Source organism: Gemmatimonas sp., from assembly GCF_027531815.1.
Lineage (GTDB): Bacteria > Gemmatimonadota > Gemmatimonadetes > Gemmatimonadales > Gemmatimonadaceae > Gemmatimonas.
In genome coordinates this window covers 172363-189705 of the sequence record NZ_JAPZSK010000017.1, presented here as the reverse complement: position 1 = coordinate 189705, position 17343 = coordinate 172363, and the positions used below count along the sequence as shown (strand labels likewise).

At 68.1% G+C, this 17343-nt stretch carries 13 protein-coding genes; 9 read left to right on the top strand and 4 right to left on the bottom strand.

Annotated elements, in window-relative coordinates; genetic code table 11:
- Positions 1-2 precede the first annotated feature (2 nt).
- The 3 genes from O9271_RS17695 to O9271_RS17685 are packed head-to-tail and all read left to right on the top strand — an operon-like array spanning position 3 to position 3289.
- The gene (locus tag O9271_RS17695; protein ID WP_298272681.1) at positions 3-1526 is read left to right on the top strand and encodes an ATP-binding protein; all 1524 of its coding nucleotides are present in this window, start codon (positions 3-5) and stop codon (positions 1524-1526) included.
- Positions 1523-2581, top strand: a complete 1059-nt coding sequence (locus O9271_RS17690; RefSeq protein WP_298272678.1) for a hypothetical protein — start codon at positions 1523-1525, stop codon at positions 2579-2581. The genes O9271_RS17695 and O9271_RS17690 overlap by 4 nt, the downstream gene beginning before the upstream one ends.
- A gap of 54 nt (positions 2582-2635) precedes the next feature.
- Entirely contained in the window at positions 2636-3289 is a 654-nt protein-coding gene (locus O9271_RS17685) for a serine/threonine-protein kinase (protein WP_298272674.1), read from the top strand.
- 21 nt (positions 3290-3310) lie between these two features.
- On the opposite strand, the gene aroF is transcribed toward O9271_RS17685, so the two are convergent.
- Positions 3311-4378 (bottom strand): 3-deoxy-7-phosphoheptulonate synthase, encoded by a 1068-nt coding sequence (aroF, locus tag O9271_RS17680; protein WP_298272671.1) that lies wholly within the window; start codon positions 4376-4378, stop codon positions 3311-3313.
- A gap of 324 nt (positions 4379-4702) precedes the next feature.
- On the opposite strand from aroF, the gene O9271_RS17675 reads away from it, so the two are divergent.
- The 3 genes from O9271_RS17675 (at position 4703) to O9271_RS17665 (ending at position 7836) form a co-directional block, all read left to right on the top strand.
- The gene (locus tag O9271_RS17675; RefSeq protein ID WP_298272668.1) at positions 4703-5278 is read left to right on the top strand and encodes a prephenate dehydratase domain-containing protein; all 576 of its coding nucleotides are present in this window, start codon (positions 4703-4705) and stop codon (positions 5276-5278) included.
- An 88-nt stretch (positions 5279-5366) separates the two neighbouring features.
- Positions 5367-6038, top strand: coding sequence for a DUF305 domain-containing protein (locus O9271_RS17670; RefSeq protein ID WP_298272665.1), 672 nt, complete (start codon positions 5367-5369; stop codon positions 6036-6038).
- A gap of 28 nt (positions 6039-6066) precedes the next feature.
- Positions 6067-7836 carry a hypothetical protein gene (locus O9271_RS17665; RefSeq protein WP_298272662.1) on the top strand — a complete coding sequence of 590 codons (1770 nt, stop codon included), beginning with the start codon at positions 6067-6069 and terminating at the stop codon, positions 7834-7836.
- A 183-nt stretch (positions 7837-8019) separates the two neighbouring features.
- Here the strand turns inward: O9271_RS17665 and O9271_RS17660 are convergent, their stop codons facing one another.
- The 3 genes from O9271_RS17660 to O9271_RS17650 form a co-directional block, all read right to left on the bottom strand.
- A complete protein-coding gene (locus O9271_RS17660; RefSeq protein ID WP_298272659.1) occupies positions 8020-9408 on the bottom strand; it encodes a RagB/SusD family nutrient uptake outer membrane protein in 1389 nt (462 codons plus the stop codon).
- 2 nt (positions 9409-9410) lie between these two features.
- Positions 9411-12380 carry a SusC/RagA family TonB-linked outer membrane protein gene (locus O9271_RS17655; RefSeq protein WP_298272655.1) on the bottom strand — a complete coding sequence of 990 codons (2970 nt, stop codon included), beginning with the start codon at positions 12378-12380 and terminating at the stop codon, positions 9411-9413.
- Between the two features lie 179 nt (positions 12381-12559).
- Positions 12560-13015, bottom strand: coding sequence for a cytochrome b562 (locus tag O9271_RS17650; protein WP_298272652.1), 456 nt, complete (start codon positions 13013-13015; stop codon positions 12560-12562).
- Between the two features lie 228 nt (positions 13016-13243).
- Between O9271_RS17650 and O9271_RS17645 the strand changes: the two genes are divergently transcribed.
- The 3 genes from O9271_RS17645 to O9271_RS17635 are packed head-to-tail and all read left to right on the top strand — an operon-like array spanning position 13244 to position 17342.
- A complete protein-coding gene (locus tag O9271_RS17645; protein ID WP_298272649.1) occupies positions 13244-13786 on the top strand; it encodes a Rieske (2Fe-2S) protein in 543 nt (180 codons plus the stop codon).
- Entirely contained in the window at positions 13786-15576 is a 1791-nt protein-coding gene (locus tag O9271_RS17640; protein ID WP_298272646.1) for a cytochrome b N-terminal domain-containing protein, read from the top strand. The genes O9271_RS17645 and O9271_RS17640 overlap by 1 nt, the downstream gene beginning before the upstream one ends.
- On the top strand, positions 15573-17342 hold the full coding sequence (locus O9271_RS17635; protein ID WP_298272643.1) for a M28 family peptidase: 1770 nt from the start codon (positions 15573-15575) through the stop codon (positions 17340-17342). The genes O9271_RS17640 and O9271_RS17635 overlap by 4 nt, the downstream gene beginning before the upstream one ends.
- Position 17343: the final 1 nt, after the last annotated feature.

The window sequence follows — 17343 nt, the reverse complement described above, 5'->3', positions numbered from 1 at the left end:
GCGTGCTGCCGCTGCGTCCGTCCATCCTGTTGCGGCTCACGGCCCTCAACGCCGGGGTGTTGGCCGTCATTCTCATCGCCTTTGCCTGGGTGGGCTTCTTCACTCTCGAGCGGGTCGTGCGCCAACGCGCCGCCACGGTGGTGCGCGAGTCGGCGCGGGCTGTGGCCGGTGCCATCCTGGTCGAGCGGCGCGCCGCGGCCGCACGTGGCGAGGTGGAGACGGTGCGCGGCGAGCACGAGCAGGCCGTGCTGCGCGAACTGCGCGTGGGAGATCTCGACATCTTCATCACCGACGAAGCCGAGCAGCTCATGGCGGCGCGGCAGCCGGAGGTCGCCCAACCGGCGGTGGTGCTGCCCACGGCGGTGCGCACACTCATGGCGCAGGTGCGGGCACAGCGCGACGCCGGCGCGCTCTCCGACTCCGCCGTGGTGGTGCGCGACCTCGTGCTGGAGAGCGGGCCGGCACGCGCCGCGCTGCTGCGCGTCGTGCCCGAAGCCGGCGACGAGAACGAACCGGCGCTGCTCATCACGGCGCTGCGCTCCGATGTGGACGACACCCTGCTGCTGCGGCAGGTGCGCACCACCATCCTGTTTGCCATCCCGCTGGCGTCGCTCGTGGCGCTCATTGCGGGCTTCCTGCTCGCGCGGCGCAGTCTTGCGCCACTCGATGCCATCGTCACACGCACCGCTGGCATCACCGCGGCCAATCTCGATGAACGGTTGCCCGTGGTACATGCGCACGACGAACTCGGGCGACTGGCGCGCATCATCAATGACCTGCTCGCGCGCGTGGGTGACGCCTTCCGTACGCAGCGGCAGTTCGTGGCCGACGCGTCGCACGAACTGCGTACCCCCATCGCCATCATTCGGGGCGAAGCCGAGGTGACACTGCGGCGGAGCAGCCGCAGCGAGACGGAGTACCGGGAGGCACTCACCGTCGTGCACGGCGAATCGGTGCGGCTCTCGCGCATCGTGGATGACCTGTTCTTGCTCACCCGCGTGGACGCCGGCGACCAGCCCGGGCGCGACGAGGCCATGCGCCACGACGCCGTGGACATGCCGGCACTCGTGCACGATGCCGTGCGCAGCGTGCGCTCGCTCGCCGATTCACAGCGCGTGACGCTGGAAGTGGAGCCGGAATCGCTCACGCCGGCGACCACGGTGCGGGGTGACGCCATGCTGCTCCATCGTCTCGTGCTCAACCTGCTCGACAACGCGCTCAAGCACGCGCCCGTCGGCACCACCGTGCGGGTGCGCCAGCAGCGTACCGCCAATGCGTTGCACCTGACCGTGGCCGACGAGGGGCCCGGCATTCCGCCTGCGGAGCGGGAGCGCGTGTTCGAGCGCTTCGTGCATGGGGTGCAACGCGCGCGCGACGCCGAAACCACCGGTGCCGGACTCGGCCTCGCCATTGCCCGCGCCATTGCGCAGGCGCACGGTGGCCGCATCGGTTTGCTGGATGTCCCGCGCGGTGCCACGTTTGAAGTCGTCCTACCGCTGCTTTCCCCTGCCGGAGACCACCCATGATGCCGTTGTCCCGTGCTCCCCGTGCCGCCCTGGTGTTCGCCGCCGTCGCGCTGGCCCAGCTGCCGATGCCCGCGCGGGTGTCGGCGCAGGCGCGTGCCGCCGCCGATACCGTGCAACTCACCGAATGGGACGTGCCGTGGGGCGCCGCTGGCCGCCCGCGTGATCCCAGCGTCGATCCGCAGGGGCGCATCTGGTTCGTGGGGCAGGAGGGCAACTACGTGGCGCGCTTCGACCCCAAGACGAAAAAGTTCGAGCGCTTCGAGATCGATCCCGGCACCCACCCGCACACCGTGAACGTGGACGCGCAGGGTGACGCGTGGTACGCCGGCAACCGCAATGGCATGATCGGGCGCATCGACGGCAAGACGGGGAAGATCACCCGCTACCCCATGCCCGACCCCAACGCGAAGGACCCGCACACCATCACCTTCACTACCGTCGGCGATCTGTGGTTCACGCTGCAGAACAGCAACATGGTGGGGTTCCTCAACCGCAAGACCGGTGAAGTGAAGCTGGCCAGCATCGCCACTCCGCGCGCGCGCCCCTACGGCATCGTCATGGACAAGGGCGGTCGGCCGTGGTTCAATCTCTTCGGCACCAACAAGCTGGGCACCATCGACCCGCAGAGTATGCGCGTGCGCGAGTACGTGCTTCCCGACGAGCGCGCGCGCGGCCGCCGCATTGCGCTCACCACCGACGGCGCGGTGTGGTACGGCGACTACTCGCGCGGCATGGTGGGGCGTCTCGACCCGGTGAGCGGCGTGGTGAAGGAGTGGGCACTCCCCGGTGGCGGCACCAGCATGCCCTACGCCATGACCGTCGACGACGCCGATCGCCTCTGGCTGGTGGAGACGGGGCGGCAGCCCAATCGCCTGGTGGGCTTCGACCCGCGCAGCAACAGCTTCATCGCGCAGGTCGACCTCGGCCCCGCCGTGCCCAATACGGTGCGTCACATGGTGTTCGACAAGAGCACGCGCAGCATCTGGTTTGGCAGCGATCGCGGCACCATCGGGCGCGCCGTTGTGCCGGCGCCCGGCCGCAAGCCCATCGGGTGAGCGGCGACCTCGCCGTGGTGGCCGGCGCCCTCCGGAGCCGGTATCGCGTTGCGCGTGACCCGCGAGGGACCGTTGTCACAGCGAGACGCCGTACGCCTCGTGCAGGACGTCGCCTACTCGCTGGCGTATGCGCACGGCCGCGGGGTGGTACACCGCGACATCAAGCCCGACAACATCATGATCGAGCGCGCCACGGGACGTGTGCTCGTCATGGATTTCGGCATTGCCCGTGCAATCACCCCCGTGAGCGAACACGCCGGCCTCACGCGCGTGGGCGAGGTCGTGGGCACCCCCGAGTACATGAGCCCCGAGCAGGCCACCGGCGACCATGTCGACGGGCGCGCCGATCTCTACTCGCTGGGACTCGTGGCGTGGTATGCGCTTACCGGACGCACGGCCATGGCGGGTGACAGCACGCAGCGCATTCTCGTTCGTCAGCTCACCGAGTCCATTCCCTCGCTCGCCGTGGAGCGCCCCGATCTGCCCGCGTGGCGGAAGCGCATCCCCCGGCGGCAGCGGCACAGCCCGCGCCTGCATCGACCGCCCCATCCCCCGACCAACTGGCGCAGCTCACCAGCACCGTGCAGGCACTCAAGGCGCGGGTGTCGCGGCTGGAGGGGCGGCAGCGAACCGCCCTTGGTTGCCCCGCCGGCAACCCCGCCTCACGCGCGAGGGCCGGCACCGGCTGCCCCGCGCGCTGCGCCGTGAGCTGCGCCTGATCGGCGGGGCTCATGCGGTCACCTCATCGCGCCAACCGCCGGCTGCCGCCGTCACGGCACAATCCCGCCCCACCGCCCGCGCCACCGCCTGCACCTGCGTCATCATCTGCGCAAACGCGGCCGGCGTGAGGCTCTGCTCGCCATCGCTCTTCGCACACGCGGGGTCGGGATGCACCTCCACGATCAGCCCGTCCGCCCCTGCGGCCACCGCCGCCAGCGCCAGCGGCGTCACCAGATGTGCGCGCCCACCGGCATGGCTGGGGTCCACGATCACCGGCAGATGCGTCTCGCGCTTGAGCACGGGAATGGCCGCCACATCCATGGTGTTGCGCATGGCCGTTTCGTACGTGCGAATACCACGCTCGCACAGCATCACGTCGCCGTTTCCCTGCGCCATGATGTACTCGGCCGCCATGAGCAGCTCGGTGATGGTGCCGCTCAGCCCGCGCTTGAGCAGCACCGGCCGCTGCACTTTGCCCACCTCCGAGAGCAGCGAAAAGTTCTGCATGTTGCGCGCGCCGATCTGCAGCACGTCGGCGTAACTCGCCACCAGCTCCACCTGCCGCGGGTCCATCACCTCGGTCACGATGGGCATCCCCGTCTCCGCGCGCACCTCGGCCATGATGCGCAGCCCCTCTTCGCCCATCCCCTGGAAGGCGTAGGGGCTCGATCGCGGCTTGAAGGCGCCGCCACGCAGCAGGCGCGCACCACTCTCCTGCACCGCGCGCGCCGTGTCGAACATCATGTCGCGCCCTTCCACACTGCACGGGCCCGCCATCACCACCACCTCGCGCCCGCCGATGATCGTGCCGGCCGGGTCGCCCAGGCGGATGGCCGTATCCCCCAGCGAAAACTCCCGCGACGCCAGCTTGTAGGGCTTGAGTACGGGAATGACGCGCTCCACCCCCTCGAGCTGCGTGAGTCCGAGTTCGCCGAGTTTGCCCTCTTCGCCAATGCACCCCACAATGGTGCGCTGTTCACCGCGCGACACGTGCGTGCGCAGCCCGGCCGCCTCCACGTGTTCGATGAGGCGGTCCAACTGGTCAGCGGTGATGCCGGCGGTGGTGACGATGATCATGCGGTCCTCAGGGTGTGGTGACAGTGGTCACCGAGGAGCCCGCTTCACCGCGCGAAGCCCCGAAACGACCGAGGCCCGTGCGGTTGCACGGGCCTCTCGGTCGGTCGGGAGCGTCAGGACTTAGCTGCGCACGCCAAACATGCCGAGGCCCATGCGGGTCGGCACGTAATAAAATCGGCTGGCATAGAAGTGACGCATCATGCCAGAGACACTACGGCTCGCGCATATCGCTGTCAATATGTATCCGGCTTCACCCGCAGCGTCCTGCGTCCTGCTCCCTGCTCCCTGCCTCCTGCCTCCCGCCCCCTGCCCCCCGCCACCCCCGTGACCACCCCCACCACTCCCATTCCCCGTGTCGCCTTCCAGGGCGAGATTGGCGCCTTCTCCGAAATGGCCATTCGCCAGCAGTGGCCTGACGGCGCGGAGCCCGTCCCCTCGGCCACGTTCCCCGACGCGCTGGCGCGCGTGCTGGCGGGTGATGCGCATTACGCCATCGTGCCGGTGGAGAATGCGATCGTGGGGCGCGTGAAGATTGCGCTCGATGCCCTCGAGGCAGTGGGTGATGCGGTGGAGGTGCGCGCCGAAACGCGCGTCCCGGTGCACCTCTGCCTGCTGGCGCCACGCGGTGCCACACTGGCCGAGCTGCGTGATGTGCACAGTCATCCTGTGGCGCTCGCACAGTGCCGCATCTTCTTTGCGCGCCACAGCTGGCTGGTCTCCACACCGCACGCCGACACTGCCGGAGCCGCGCGCGACGTGGCCGCCGCCGGCGAACGCACGCGCGGGGCCGTTGCCAGCGCGATGGCCGCCGAACGCTACGGCCTCGAGATCATCGCCCGGCACATCGAAGATGTCTCGGCCAACTGGACCCGGTTCGTGGTGGTAAGCAAGCGCGACTGAGCAGCGTGCCGCGCGCATTGGCGCTTCCCGCGCGCGGAACGCATGTTCTCGGGGCACCGTGCCGTTTTCCCCGAACCGCCGCGTTCCCGTGTCTCCCTCCTCCCTGCGTCTGCTCGCCAGCGCTGCGCTGGCCGCCGCGAGCCTCTGCGCCACCACCGCCTGCGCTCCCGCGGGCAAGGCTTCGCGCCCTCTCACCCCCGCCCAGCTCGTCGATCGCGACGGCGGCATTGCTCCCTACACCGCCGCCGATGTCGCCTTCATGCAGGGCATGATCGGCCATCACGCACAGGCCGTGGTCATGTCCGCCATGGCCGAACCGAACGGCGCCAGTGGTGAAGTGAAGGTGCTGGCCGGTCGCATCGCCGTTGCGCAGAACGACGAGATCGCGTTCATGCAGGATTGGCTGCGCATGCGCAAGCAGACCGTGCCCACCGCCACCGACGATCACGCCGCGCACATGCAGCATGCCGGTCATGCCGGCATGGGTGGCAGCGGCGGCAGCGCCGCGATGCCCGGCATGCTCTCCCCGGCGCAGCTCGACACCCTGCGCAGTGCCAAGGGCCCCGCGTTCGACTGGTACTTTCTCACGTACATGATCCAGCACCATCGCGGGGCCATCGCCATGGTGGACGAGCTCATGGCCACGAAGAACGCCGCGCACGATGATGACGTGTTCAAGTTCGTCTCCGACGTCGTGGCCGATCAGAGCACCGAGATCGATCGCATGGAGCTCATGTTGCGCAAGCGCTCCCGCCCCTGAATCTCCCTCCCCTCCACCACCCGTCCCCATGCGCATCCTGTCGCACTCGCTCCCGGCCCGTGGCGCTCTCGCCTTGCTTGGCCTCTCCGCCGCCGTGGCGCACGCCCAGCCCGTTCCCGACACGCGTGTCGGTCTCAAGGCCGGCTGGTTCGACGCCGGGGAGGCCACGTGGAACATGAAGCTCGTCTCGGCCACACCGCCGTCCGATGCGTTCCTCAGCAAGAACGCCCCCGACGCGCGCCTCAAGAACTCCGACCTCGCGTTCAGCGGCACACGCGTCTTCCAGGGCAACTACAGCGGCTGGCAGGTGTGGGACATCGCCGACCCGCGCAAGCCCAAGCTGCGTGCAGCCGTGGTGTGCCCCGGCTCGCAGAGCGACGTGACCGTCTACGGCAATCTGCTCTTCGTCTCGGCCGAAGCGGTGGCCGGCCGCGTGGACTGCGGACTCGAGGGGGTGGAAGCCGAGGTGAGCAAGGACCGCGCGCGCGGCATTCGCATCTTCGACATCAGCAACATCGAGAAGCCCAAGTCGATCAAGGTGGTGCAAACCTGCCGCGGCTCACACACCAATACGCTCGTTACCGACCCCAACGATCCCGAGAACGTTTACATCTACGTGTCCGGCTCGGCGGGTGTCCGCTCCAACCAGGAGCTCGAAGGGTGCTCGGCCGGTGCTCCTGATGCCGATCCCAATACCGCGCTGTTCCGTATTGAAGTCATCAAGGTTCCGGTGAAGAACCCGCAGGCCGCGGCCATCGTGAGCTCGCCGCGCATCTTCGAGGGGCTGGGGGAAGCCAAGCGCCACGGGGATGCCCCGGGTGACCGTCGCGAACGCCCCGAAGGCGCACCCATGCGCCCGTCGGTGGCGGGGCGCGGGCCCACGCAGTGCCACGACATCACCACGTATCCGGCGCTCGGTCTCGCCGGCGGCGCGTGCAGCGGCTACGGCATCCTGCTCGACATCAAGGACATCAAGAACCCCAAGCGCCTCTACGCGGCCGCCGACACCAACATGTCCGCGTGGCACTCGGCCACCTTCAGCAACGACGGCAGCAAGGTGCTCTTCTCCGACGAGTGGGGCGGCGGCAGCTCGCCGCGCTGCCGGGCCACCGACAAGCTGGAGTGGGGCGCCGACGCCATCTTCGTGCGCAAGGGCGATTCGCTCGACTTCCGCAGCTACTTCAAGTTGCCCGCCCCGCAAACCAGCCAGGAGAACTGCGTCGCACACAACGGGTCGCTCATTCCGGTGCCGGGACGCGAGATCATGGTGCAGTCGTGGTACCAGGGCGGCATCAACGTCTTCGACTGGACCAATCCCGACAAGGCGTTCGAAATCGCCTACTTCGATCGCGGCCCCGTGGACGCCACGCGCCTCACGAGCGCCGGCCACTGGTCGGCCTACTGGTACAACGGCTACATCTACGGCTCCGAGATTGCGCGCGGGCTCGACGTGCTCGAACTCACCCCCAGCGAGTTCCTGTCGCAGAACGAACTCGACGCCGCCAAGCTGGTGAGGTTCGCGTACTTCAATCCGCAGGAGCAGCCCCAGCTGGTGTGGCCCGCCGCCTTCGTGGTGGCTCGCGCGTACACCGACCAGCTGGCACGCAACAGCGCCGTGCCCAGGGCATGGCTCGATGGCGTGGTCGCACAGCTCGGCGCCGCCGAGAAGGCCAAGGGGAGCGCACGTTTGACTGCACTGACCACCCTGGCCGCGCAGCTCGATCGTGATGCGGCCGGCAACGCCGAAGCGGCACGTGTGCGCGCCCTCAGCGACGTGGTGAAGAAACTGGCGCAGTAAGCGGCACCTCACCGGACCAGCCCCACCGGGAACCACCCGCGAACGACGAATCCCACGGAGTGCACACGGAGCCGATCGGCTCATCCGTGCGCACTCCGTGGGATTCCGCGTTTTCCGTGGTGCTGTTCCTCAGACCACGACCGCCGTGCCGTTCCCCCGACGACCGCCGGGGGACGGCTCCGATCAGTTCCCCAGCACGTTCACGCAGCCGCGCGGCAGCGCCGCAGTGCGCTGATTGCACTCGTCCACCGGAATGGGCACGAGCGGGAAGACCCGGTGCGACGGCAGCTGCTTGCGCAGTTCGCCGAGGCGGTTGTAGCGGCGCGAGTCCACCCACCGGTGGCCGTATTCGAAGAACAGGGAGTAGCGGCGATCGTACAGCAGCTCGGTGATGAGATCCCCACTGAAGTCCGTCGCCAGCGGCGCGAGCCCACCGGAGTTGGTGCGCACGAAGTTGAGATCGGCAATGGCCGCACTGCGGTTGCCCAGTCCGATGTTGGCTTCGGCGCGCATGAGAATGAGCTCCTCGTTGCGGATGATCGGGAGCGGCGTGACGTTGGTGGAGTACACCGTGGGCCGCACGTTGGAGCTGATCCCCTGCGTGGCCAGCAGCACCGTGCCCACCACCGCCTTGCTCGACGCCCGGAGGTCGCGCGACCCGTCGGGACGGTTACGCGCCTCGGTGAGGAACTCGGGCACCGCCACGATGGCGCGCGGCGCCGGATCGAAGAGCGGATTCACCGCATCGCCCGACGCCGTGCTGTACACATGGTACACCCCGGTATTGAGCGACGCCGCCGTGCCCGACGCCGTGCTGAGGAACGACTCGTTGAGCGCCGTGAGCACATCGCTCCAGCGCCCACGATAGAGCTCGAGACGCGCCTTGAGCGCGCGGTTGAAGCGCAGGAACGTGGCCGGGGTGTTGAAGCCGGCGAAGCCCGTGGTGAGGGTGAACGGGAACGCTGTACCACCGGCCGCAAGATCGGTGCGCGCCTCGTCGAACAGCGCCGCCGTGCGCGTGTACCCTTCCTCGCGGGTCACGAACGCCCCCTGCTCGGTAGGGTTCTTCGGCACCTCGAAGACGATGCCGAAGGTGTCACGCACGCGCAGCTGGTTCAGGTATTCGTTGGCGATGAACGTCTTCACGAACCCCTTTACCGCGCTGCGCTGCGCCGGCGTGTAGTCGGGCACCTTGTCGATCACGTCGAGGATCGTGTAGGCGGTGCGCAGGTTGCGGTAGCTGTTCGTCCACCCCACATCCACGCCAAAGCCGCCAGGCTCGAGCGGGCCGATGAGCAGCGCCAGCACGTTGCGCGGCTCAGCGCCGTCGAGGTTCATGATTTCGCGCCCGAAGATGCCGAGCGTGCTGGCCCAGGTACCGGCGCCACCGCGAGCCCCCCCGAGAACGCCGGCCACAGTGGTGTTGACCGTGGACGCGTTGGGGCTGTCCTCGAGCTGCGAGGTGTTGGGACTGTTGAAGTTGCCGATGTCGGCGGCGTTGCAGGCCACGGCGGTGGCGCAGCCGGCCAGGAGTGCGAACGCGCGACCCCAGGACTTGCGATTCGCGGTCATGGTCAGAAGTCCACGCTGAAGTTGAGCCAGAAATTGCGGCTGGCGGGATAGGCGGCCAGTTCGCGATTGCGCTGGACCGCATCGGGGGCACCACCACCGCCGAAGTTCTGCGCCTCCGGGTCCCCACCGCGGAACTTGGTCCACCAGATCAGGTTGCGGCCGCTCAGCGACAGCCGGGCATTGCTCGCGCCCTTCCACACCGACTGCGTCCACGCCTGCGGCATGTCCCACGTGAACGTCACTTCGCGCAGCTTGATGAACGACGTGTTCTGGTAGAAGATGCGCGTGACCTGCAGGTAGCTGGTACGGCGCACATCGCCCTTCTTGCGGCCGAGCTCGTCGAGCTCGTCGTAGTCACGCGAGTTCTGCCCCAGGTCGTAGTGACGCCACGTGCCGTTGGCCAGCATGCCGCCCTTCTGCTGGTCCACGAGGGCGTACAGCGAGAAGCGCTTGTAGCGCACCTCGTTGCTCAGGCCGGCCGTCCAGAGCGGGTTGCCGTCGCCCATCACCACCGGCACCACCACGCGCCCGCCGGGCTGCGGCAGCGTGTCGTTGCCGATGATCTGTGTGGCCGACTTGCCCTGTTCGATACGCACGCCGCCCACCTGCGGCGCGCCCAGGAGGAAGGTGGGCACCGGCAGGCGCGTCACCTTGGAGCGGTTCGTGCCCCAGTTGAGGCGCGTCGTCCACGTCACGTTGGTGGTTTGCACCGGGAACGCGTTGATGGACACTTCCGCGCCCGTCACCTGCATCTCGGCGCCATTCGACGTCTCGCTGCTGAAGCCCGTGGTGGGGGCCAGCGTGCGCGTGATGAGCAGGTCGGAGATGTTGCGGCGGAAGCCGGTCACCGACATGGAGGCGCGGTTGCGCAGCAGATTGAGGTCCACACCGGCCTCGAACTCGCGCTGCCGCTCGGGGCGCAAGTCCGACGCGGCGCGCACCGAACCCACACGGAAGGCGCCCAGGCCACCTACACTCGACAGGTCGAGATTGGTGAACTTCTGGCCGTACAGTGGCTGGTTGCCCGTTTCGCCGTACGCCACACGCAACTTGGCCTCGTCGATCCAGCCATCGAGGACGTTCTGGAAACGGTACGAGCTGGCGGCCTTGGGGAAGAGGAAGAACTTCTCCGGGTCGCCGTTGTTGCTGCTGCGGTCGGCGCGCGCGCCCACCGTGAACAGCAGCTTCTCGTTCCACAACGCTTCGCTCTGCACGAATACACCGAAGTCCTGCACGCGCAGGCGCGATTCATCGATATCACGCACCGTGCCCGAGGTCACGACTTCGAGGCCGCCCAGCAGATTCTGCGCCGAGGCGCGCGTCTGGTTGAAATCGCGCTCTTCGTACTGCGTCCCCACCTGCGAGGTGATCTTGAGGGAGCTGGTCGGCTGCCAGCCATGCACCGCGTTCAGGTTGAGGTTGCGCTGCAGGTTGGTGGTCTTGGAGTTGCCGCTCGTGCCAGGGAGCCCATCCACCGGCTCGAACTGCAGCGTGGGCGGCGAGTAGATCAGATTGGTCTGATTGAGCAGATCCACCCCGCCGAAGGCGATGAACTGCAGCGTGTGCTTGTCGCCGGTGAGCAGGTCGGCCGTGAGACGCGCGGTGGTGATGTTGCGCCACACGTTCTCGTCGTTCTCGAACTGGTCGATGGTCTGGAGCGGGTTGGACGGGTAGAACTGGTTCACCGGCCACGTGCCGTCGGGACGGCGACGCAGGTCGAGGAACCCGGGAATCTTGGTGAGCGTATACGCGATCGAGTTGCCCGCGTTGTCGTTGCCGAACAGGCCGCGATCGCTGGCGTTGTTGAGGATCTCGTTGCCCACCTGCAGGTTGAGCCGCGAGGAGATGCGCTGGTCGAGGTTCACGCGCACATTGGTCTTGCGCGCGAAGGTGTTCTCCACGATCCCCTCTTCGTTGCGGCGGCTCGCCGACACGAAATAGCGCGTGGCATCGGTGCCGCCGCTCACGCTGAGCGAGAGGTCGGAGTTCACCGGACGGTTGCCGTACGCCAGCGTCTCGTAGTCGAGATACTGATTGGGGTCGAAGAAGGGGGTGATACCGGGGCCGAAGACGCGCACCGCGTCATCGAGCGTCTGGAAGCGGCGGGACCCGTTGCGGTACGCCAGCTCGGCCGTGCCCATGCCCGTACGCAGCGCAAAGCGCGGCTTCCCCGCCTGGCCGCGCTTGGTGGTGATGATGATGACACCACCCGAGGCCTTCGAGCCGTAAATGGCGGCGGCGGCTGATCCCTTGAGGATGTCGACGTTCTCGATGTCGTTGGGATTGAGGTCGGCAATGCGATTCACCGGCGCTTCCTGATTGCCCACCGAAATGGCGGAACCGGCGGCACGCGTGACCTTGTTGGTGCCGGCGCCGATCGCCACGTCGGTCACGATCACGCCGTCGATGACGTAGAGCGGCTGCGCCGATCCGAGAATGGACGAGATGCCGCGAATGCGAATGCGATTGCCACCACCGGGCGCGCCGGTGGACTGCGAGATCTGCGCGCCGGCAATCTTGCCCTGCATGGCGTTTTCGATCGACTGCGCCGACACCTTGTTCATGTCGGCACCACTCACGCTGGCCACGTCGTTGGCCAGATTGCGGCGTGAGATACCGCTGGCCTGACCGGTCACGACCACCTGATCGAGGTTGAGCACGTCACGCTTGAGCACGATCTCGAGCGGGCCGCTCGTGGCCGCCACGGTGATGCGCGTGAGCGGATAGCCAATGCGGCGCACCACGAGAATGACCTCCCGCGCCGGTGCCCCCACAATGGAAAAGGCGCCGTCGTCACGGGTGAGCGCGCCGACGCTGGTGCCTTGCACCTGGAGCTGTGCCGCGGCAATCGGGGCGCGCGATCCTTCTTCGAGCACCTTGCCGGTGATCGTGCGGGTTTGTGCTGCGAGGGGAGCAGCAGTGAGCGCGAGGGCCGCGAGCAGCAGCCCTGGTCGCGCGAGTACGCCAAGCATGGGGTGGGTCTCCGGAGGGGGAGGAGGGGAAGAGAGAGCAGGAAACGGTGCGTCCCCGCACGACAATGCAGCCGCCACGCGGCGTGAGCAAGCAATTGGCACACGCAAGAAAAACCGGCGTCCGTTGACCGGACGCCGGCCACTGCCACGTCATGAAACACGCGGCGTTTCGCGCGGTGTTACACGGGCGGGGCGCCCGCCTTGCGCAGCCGGAACTCGCGATGCCCTTCGCGCTGTGCCGCTTTCATGTCATCCACGATCTTCACGGCCTCGGCGTTGTTGCCGGCCTTCACGGCAGCCTTGAGCTTCTCCACCGTGGCGAGCAACTGCTTCATCTCCGCCTGATAGTCACTCAAGAACTTCGCCTGCTCGCCGGTGGGCACCTTGGCCTTCTTCTCCGGCTCCAGCGTGAGCGAGGCCTTGGCGTTGGTCTCGATGATCGCGATCTGCTCAAGCGTGCTCGCGTTCTTGGCGGGATCCTCGACTTGCCGCCCCACGGCTTTGAACGCCGTATTCATGGCGGCCATCTTCTTGCCCAGCGGGGTCTTCGGCTCTTCCTGCTGGGCCTGAGCGGTGCTCGCCATCGACAGGGCGAGGACCAGCGCCGTACCGAGCTGCCGGATGCGAGTGGTCATGTACAGGCAGGGATGAAAGGAACGACCACCGCGTCGTGCAGTGGCCACATGGTGCGGACCCGTCCGATGCACCGGCGGGAACCCGTTGGCAGTACGCGCAAACGGGGCGATTCGCTGGCGGCCAGCGAATCGCGGTACCGTCACGTATCATCTCCCCAGCCCCCGCGCCGTTTGCCGCGCGTCCTTCCCCGGCTGCGGCCCCCGTTCGTCCCGGAGTGCACGACCATCATGTCCGAACACGCCCCCGTCCCCCCTTCCGATCGGCGGACCTTCGTCGCCAAGGTCTCCGCCGCGATCGTGGGCGGCATCATTACCCTGGCCGCGCCCATCGCCGGGCTCTTTCCCATCCTCGACCCGCTCCGCCGCCGCAGCGACACGCGCGGCATGGTGCGGGTCACCTCGTTCGCCGCGCTTCCCGAGGACGGTGTGCCCCGCAAGTTCCCCGTGCTCGATACGCTCGTCGATGCGTGGAACCGCACCGAGAATGTGCCCGTGGGCAGCGTCTACTTGCAGCGCACCGGGGAGAACGCCGTGCGGGCGCTGCATTCCGTGTGCCCGCACCTCGGCTGCAGCGTGGGCTACAACGCCGCGGGGCGCGGCTACTTCTGCCCCTGCCACAAGAGCAGCTTCGCGCTCGACGGCAGCATCGCCGACCCCAAGAGCCCGAGCCCGCGCGGCATGGACCCCTTGGAAGCGGTGGTCCGGAACGGTGAAGTCTGGGTGAAGTTCCAGAACTTCCGGAAGGGTTCGCCCGAACGGGTTGCCGTCTGATGAGCGGACTCCGCGACTGGCTCGATCACCGGACCGGCTACAAGGGACTGCTGCACGAGGCGCTCTTCGAGAACGTCCCCGGCGGCGCCCGCTGGCGCTACGTCTGGGGGAGCACCCTCACCTTCTTCTTCGCGGTGCAGGTCATCACCGGGTTGATCCTGTGGATGTCCTACAGTCCCAGTTCGCAGACGGCGTGGGAAAGCGTGTACTGGATTCAGCACCAGATGTGGGGCGGCTGGCTGCTGCGCGGCATCCATCACTTTGCCGCGCAGGCGATGACCGCCCTGCTGGTGCTGCACCTCATGCAGGTGGTCATCGACGGCGCCTACAAGGCCCCGCGCGAGGTGAACTTCTGGTTCGGCGTGGCGCTGCTGCTGCTCGTGCTGGCGCTGTCGCTCACCGGCTACCTGCTGCCGTGGGACCAGAACGGCTACTGGTCCACCGCCGTCTCCACCAACCTCGTCGGGATGAGTCCCGGTATTGGCCCCGCGCTGCAAACCGTACTGGTGGGCGGCGCCAGCTATGGGCATCACACGCTCACGCGCTTCTTCGCGTTGCACGCCGGCCTCGTGCCGCTCACGATCGGACTGCTCATCGTGGGGCACGTCTATCTCTTCCGGCGCCACGGCCTCACCCCCAAGCAACCCATTCGCAAGCCCGACGAAGGCTTCTGGCCCGAGCAGGTGCTGCGCGATGCCGTTGCCTGTCTCGCCGTGTTCGCCGCCGTGCTGTGGTTTGCGGTGCGCGAACATGGCGCCCCGCTGGGCGCCCCCGCCGACCCGGCCGAGCAGTTCGCGGCAGCACGCCCCGAGTGGTACTTCCTCTTCCTCTTCCAGTTTCTCAAGTACTTCCCGGGGAAGACGGAAATCATCGGCGCCATCATCCTCCCCACGTTGGTGCTGCTGCTCATCGTGGCCATGCCCTTCCTCGGACGGTGGCGCCTGGGGCATCGCTTCAACGTGGGGGTGCTGGGCGTACTGCTCGCCGGCGCCGGCCTACTCACCGTGCAGGCCATCACCGCCGACCGCGCCGACAGCGACTACCAGGTGTCGCGCCGTGTGGCGACACGCGATGCGGAACGCGCCGTGCAACTCGCGAGTGCCGGCATCCCCATCACCGGCGCGCTCTCGGTCATGCGCGATGATCCGTACACGCAGGGTCCGCGCATCTTCTCCCGCAACTGTGCCTCCTGTCATCGCTTCGACGGGCACGACGGCATGGGCTACCCGCTGCCGGCCGACTCCATCTCCGCCTCCGACCTCAAGGACTTCGCCTCACGCCGCTGGCTGAGCGGCTTCCTGCACGCTGACACCATCCTCTCGAAGAAGTACTGGGGCGGCACCTACCACGCCGAAGGGGACATGGTGGGATGGCTGGGTGATCACCAACCCGAGACCGCCGAGGAGAAGCTGACCCGCCAGAACGTGGTGTTTGCGCTCTCGGCGCAGGCCCAACTCCCCGGGCAGCGCGCCATCGACCAGCGCGACAGCGCGCGCATTGCCGCCGGCCGGGAGTTCCTGCGCAACACCGATTACGGCTGCGCCTCCTGCCACCGGTTCGAGGACGTCGGGACTGACAGCCCCGAGCTCACCGGCTGGGGGTCACGCGAGTACATGATCGCCTTCATCAACGACCCGGAGCACCCGCGCTTCTTCGGTCGCGACAACGACCGCATGCCGTCGTTCGGCAAGGAGAAGAGTCTCTCCGACCGGGAGATCGCCATGGTCGTGGACTGGTTGCGCAACGACTGGCGCATGCCCGCCAAGCCCGCCTCCGCGCCCAAGCCGTGACGCCGCGTCTGCGCGGCGTACGGTCCGTGGTCCCGCTCCGGCTCGTTGTTCCCGTGCTGGGCACCCTGCTCGGCGTGCCGCACGCGGCACTCCGGGCGCAGAAGGGTGCCATACCGGCCGCCTTTGCGCGCATCACCGAGGCGGTGCACCGCGGCATCAGTGGGTCGCGCGCCTACACCACCGTGGACTACGTGCAGCGCCGTTTCCGCCTCCCGGGGAACGAGGGCTTCGACTTGGCCATCGATTCGGTGGCGTCGCTGCTGCGCGCCGCCGGCTACGTTGACGAAGCCACGGCCGCGCCGGGCACGCGGCTGGTGTATCGCATCGAGTCGCGCCCCATGGCCGGCGACGCATGGACACCGCACGACGCGCGCCTGACCATCGCGGGACGCACTGGCCCGCTGCAGACGCTCGCCGGCAATCTCAACATGATTGCCATCAACTCGGCGTCCACCGCCGACAGCGGCATCACCGCCCCGCTCGTGGACGTGGGCACCGGCAGCGACTCGGCGTTCCGCGCCCTCAACGTGCGGGGGGCCGTGGTGCTCACCACCGGTAACGCGCGCAACGTCCTGCCGCGCGCCCAGCGTGCCGGCGCGCTCGGGGTACTCGCGTCGCAAACGCTCCCCGCATACAACCAGCAAACCAAGCACCCAAGCGCCATCCAGTTCACTGGCATTGCGCGTGACACCGTGAACCAGGGGTGGGTGCTCTTCGTCTCGCGTACCTCGTACGACACGCTGCAGGCGGCATTGCGGGCGGGGCCGGTGCAGGTACACGCCCTCGTGCGCACGGCGTTCGCGCGCCGCCCCGAGCGCACGCTCGTGGCCGAAGTGCGTGGCCGTTCGGCACCGCACGAACGGTTCGTGTACTCGGCGCATGTGCAGGAACCGGGCGCCAACGACAACGCCTCCGGCGTGGGCGCGCTCGCCGAGATGGCGCGCGTGGCGGCCATGCTGGTGCGCAACGGCACCGCCCGCCCGCAGCGTACGCTCACGTTTCTGTGGGGCGACGAGATTCGCAGCACCGACCGCTTCCTCAAGGAGGACAGCGTGCGGCGCGCCGGCGTCAAGTGGGGCATGTCGCTCGACATGGTGGGCGAAAACACGGCACGCACCGGCGGCACCTTCCTCATCGAGAAGATGCCCGACCCCTCGGCGGTGTGGGTGCGCGGCGACGACCAGCACAGCGAGTGGGGCGGACGGCCCATCGCCGAGTCGGCCATCGTACACCACTGGTTCAACGACTTCGTGCGGCAGCGCTGTCTCGACCGCGCCCGCCGTACCGGATGGGTGGTGAAGGCCAATCCGTTCGAGGGGGGCAGCGACCACACGCCCTTCCTCAATGCGAAGATCCCGGCGGTGCTGCTCTGGCACTTCACCGATGTGTTCTACCATACCGATCTCGATCGCATCGAGAATGTGAGTGCCACTACGCTGGGCCACGTGGGCGCCTGCGCGCTCACGACCGGGCTGCTGCTCACTGAGGGCACGCCGGCCGTGGCGCGCGCCGCGCTGGCCGAACTGGCCACCACCGCCGAGCGTACCCTCCGCACCCAGGCGGCGCTGTCGCGTGATACGCTGGCCCGCGGCGGTAGCCGCGAGCGCGAACAGCACATCCTGAATGTGTGGCGCGACTACTACCTGGGCGCCATCGGGCGTGTGCCGGAGATGGTGGTGGGGCCGGCCAACCTTGCGGCGGCTATCGATATGGCCAAGCGGCGAGTTGCGCGCGTGGCAGACCAGGTGCGGGTGGCAGGGCGCTGAA

Bases quoted from the DNA above. Each gene is read 5' to 3' on its own strand.
- O9271_RS17690 (WP_298272678.1), top strand. From the start codon at position 1,523: ATGATGCCGTTGTCCCGTGCTCCCCGTGCCGCCCTGGTGTTCGCCGCC.
- aroF (WP_298272671.1), bottom strand. From the start codon at position 4,378: ATGATCATCGTCACCACCGCCGGCATCACCGCTGACCAGTTGGACCGC.
- O9271_RS17665 (WP_298272662.1), top strand. From the start codon at position 6,067: ATGCGCATCCTGTCGCACTCGCTCCCGGCCCGTGGCGCTCTCGCCTTG.
- O9271_RS17660 (WP_298272659.1), bottom strand. From the start codon at position 9,408: ATGACCGCGAATCGCAAGTCCTGGGGTCGCGCGTTCGCACTCCTGGCC.
- O9271_RS17655 (WP_298272655.1), bottom strand. From the start codon at position 12,380: ATGCTTGGCGTACTCGCGCGACCAGGGCTGCTGCTCGCGGCCCTCGCG.
- O9271_RS17650 (WP_298272652.1), bottom strand. From the start codon at position 13,015: ATGACCACTCGCATCCGGCAGCTCGGTACGGCGCTGGTCCTCGCCCTG.
- O9271_RS17645 (WP_298272649.1), top strand. From the start codon at position 13,244: ATGTCCGAACACGCCCCCGTCCCCCCTTCCGATCGGCGGACCTTCGTC.
- O9271_RS17640 (WP_298272646.1), top strand. From the start codon at position 13,786: ATGAGCGGACTCCGCGACTGGCTCGATCACCGGACCGGCTACAAGGGA.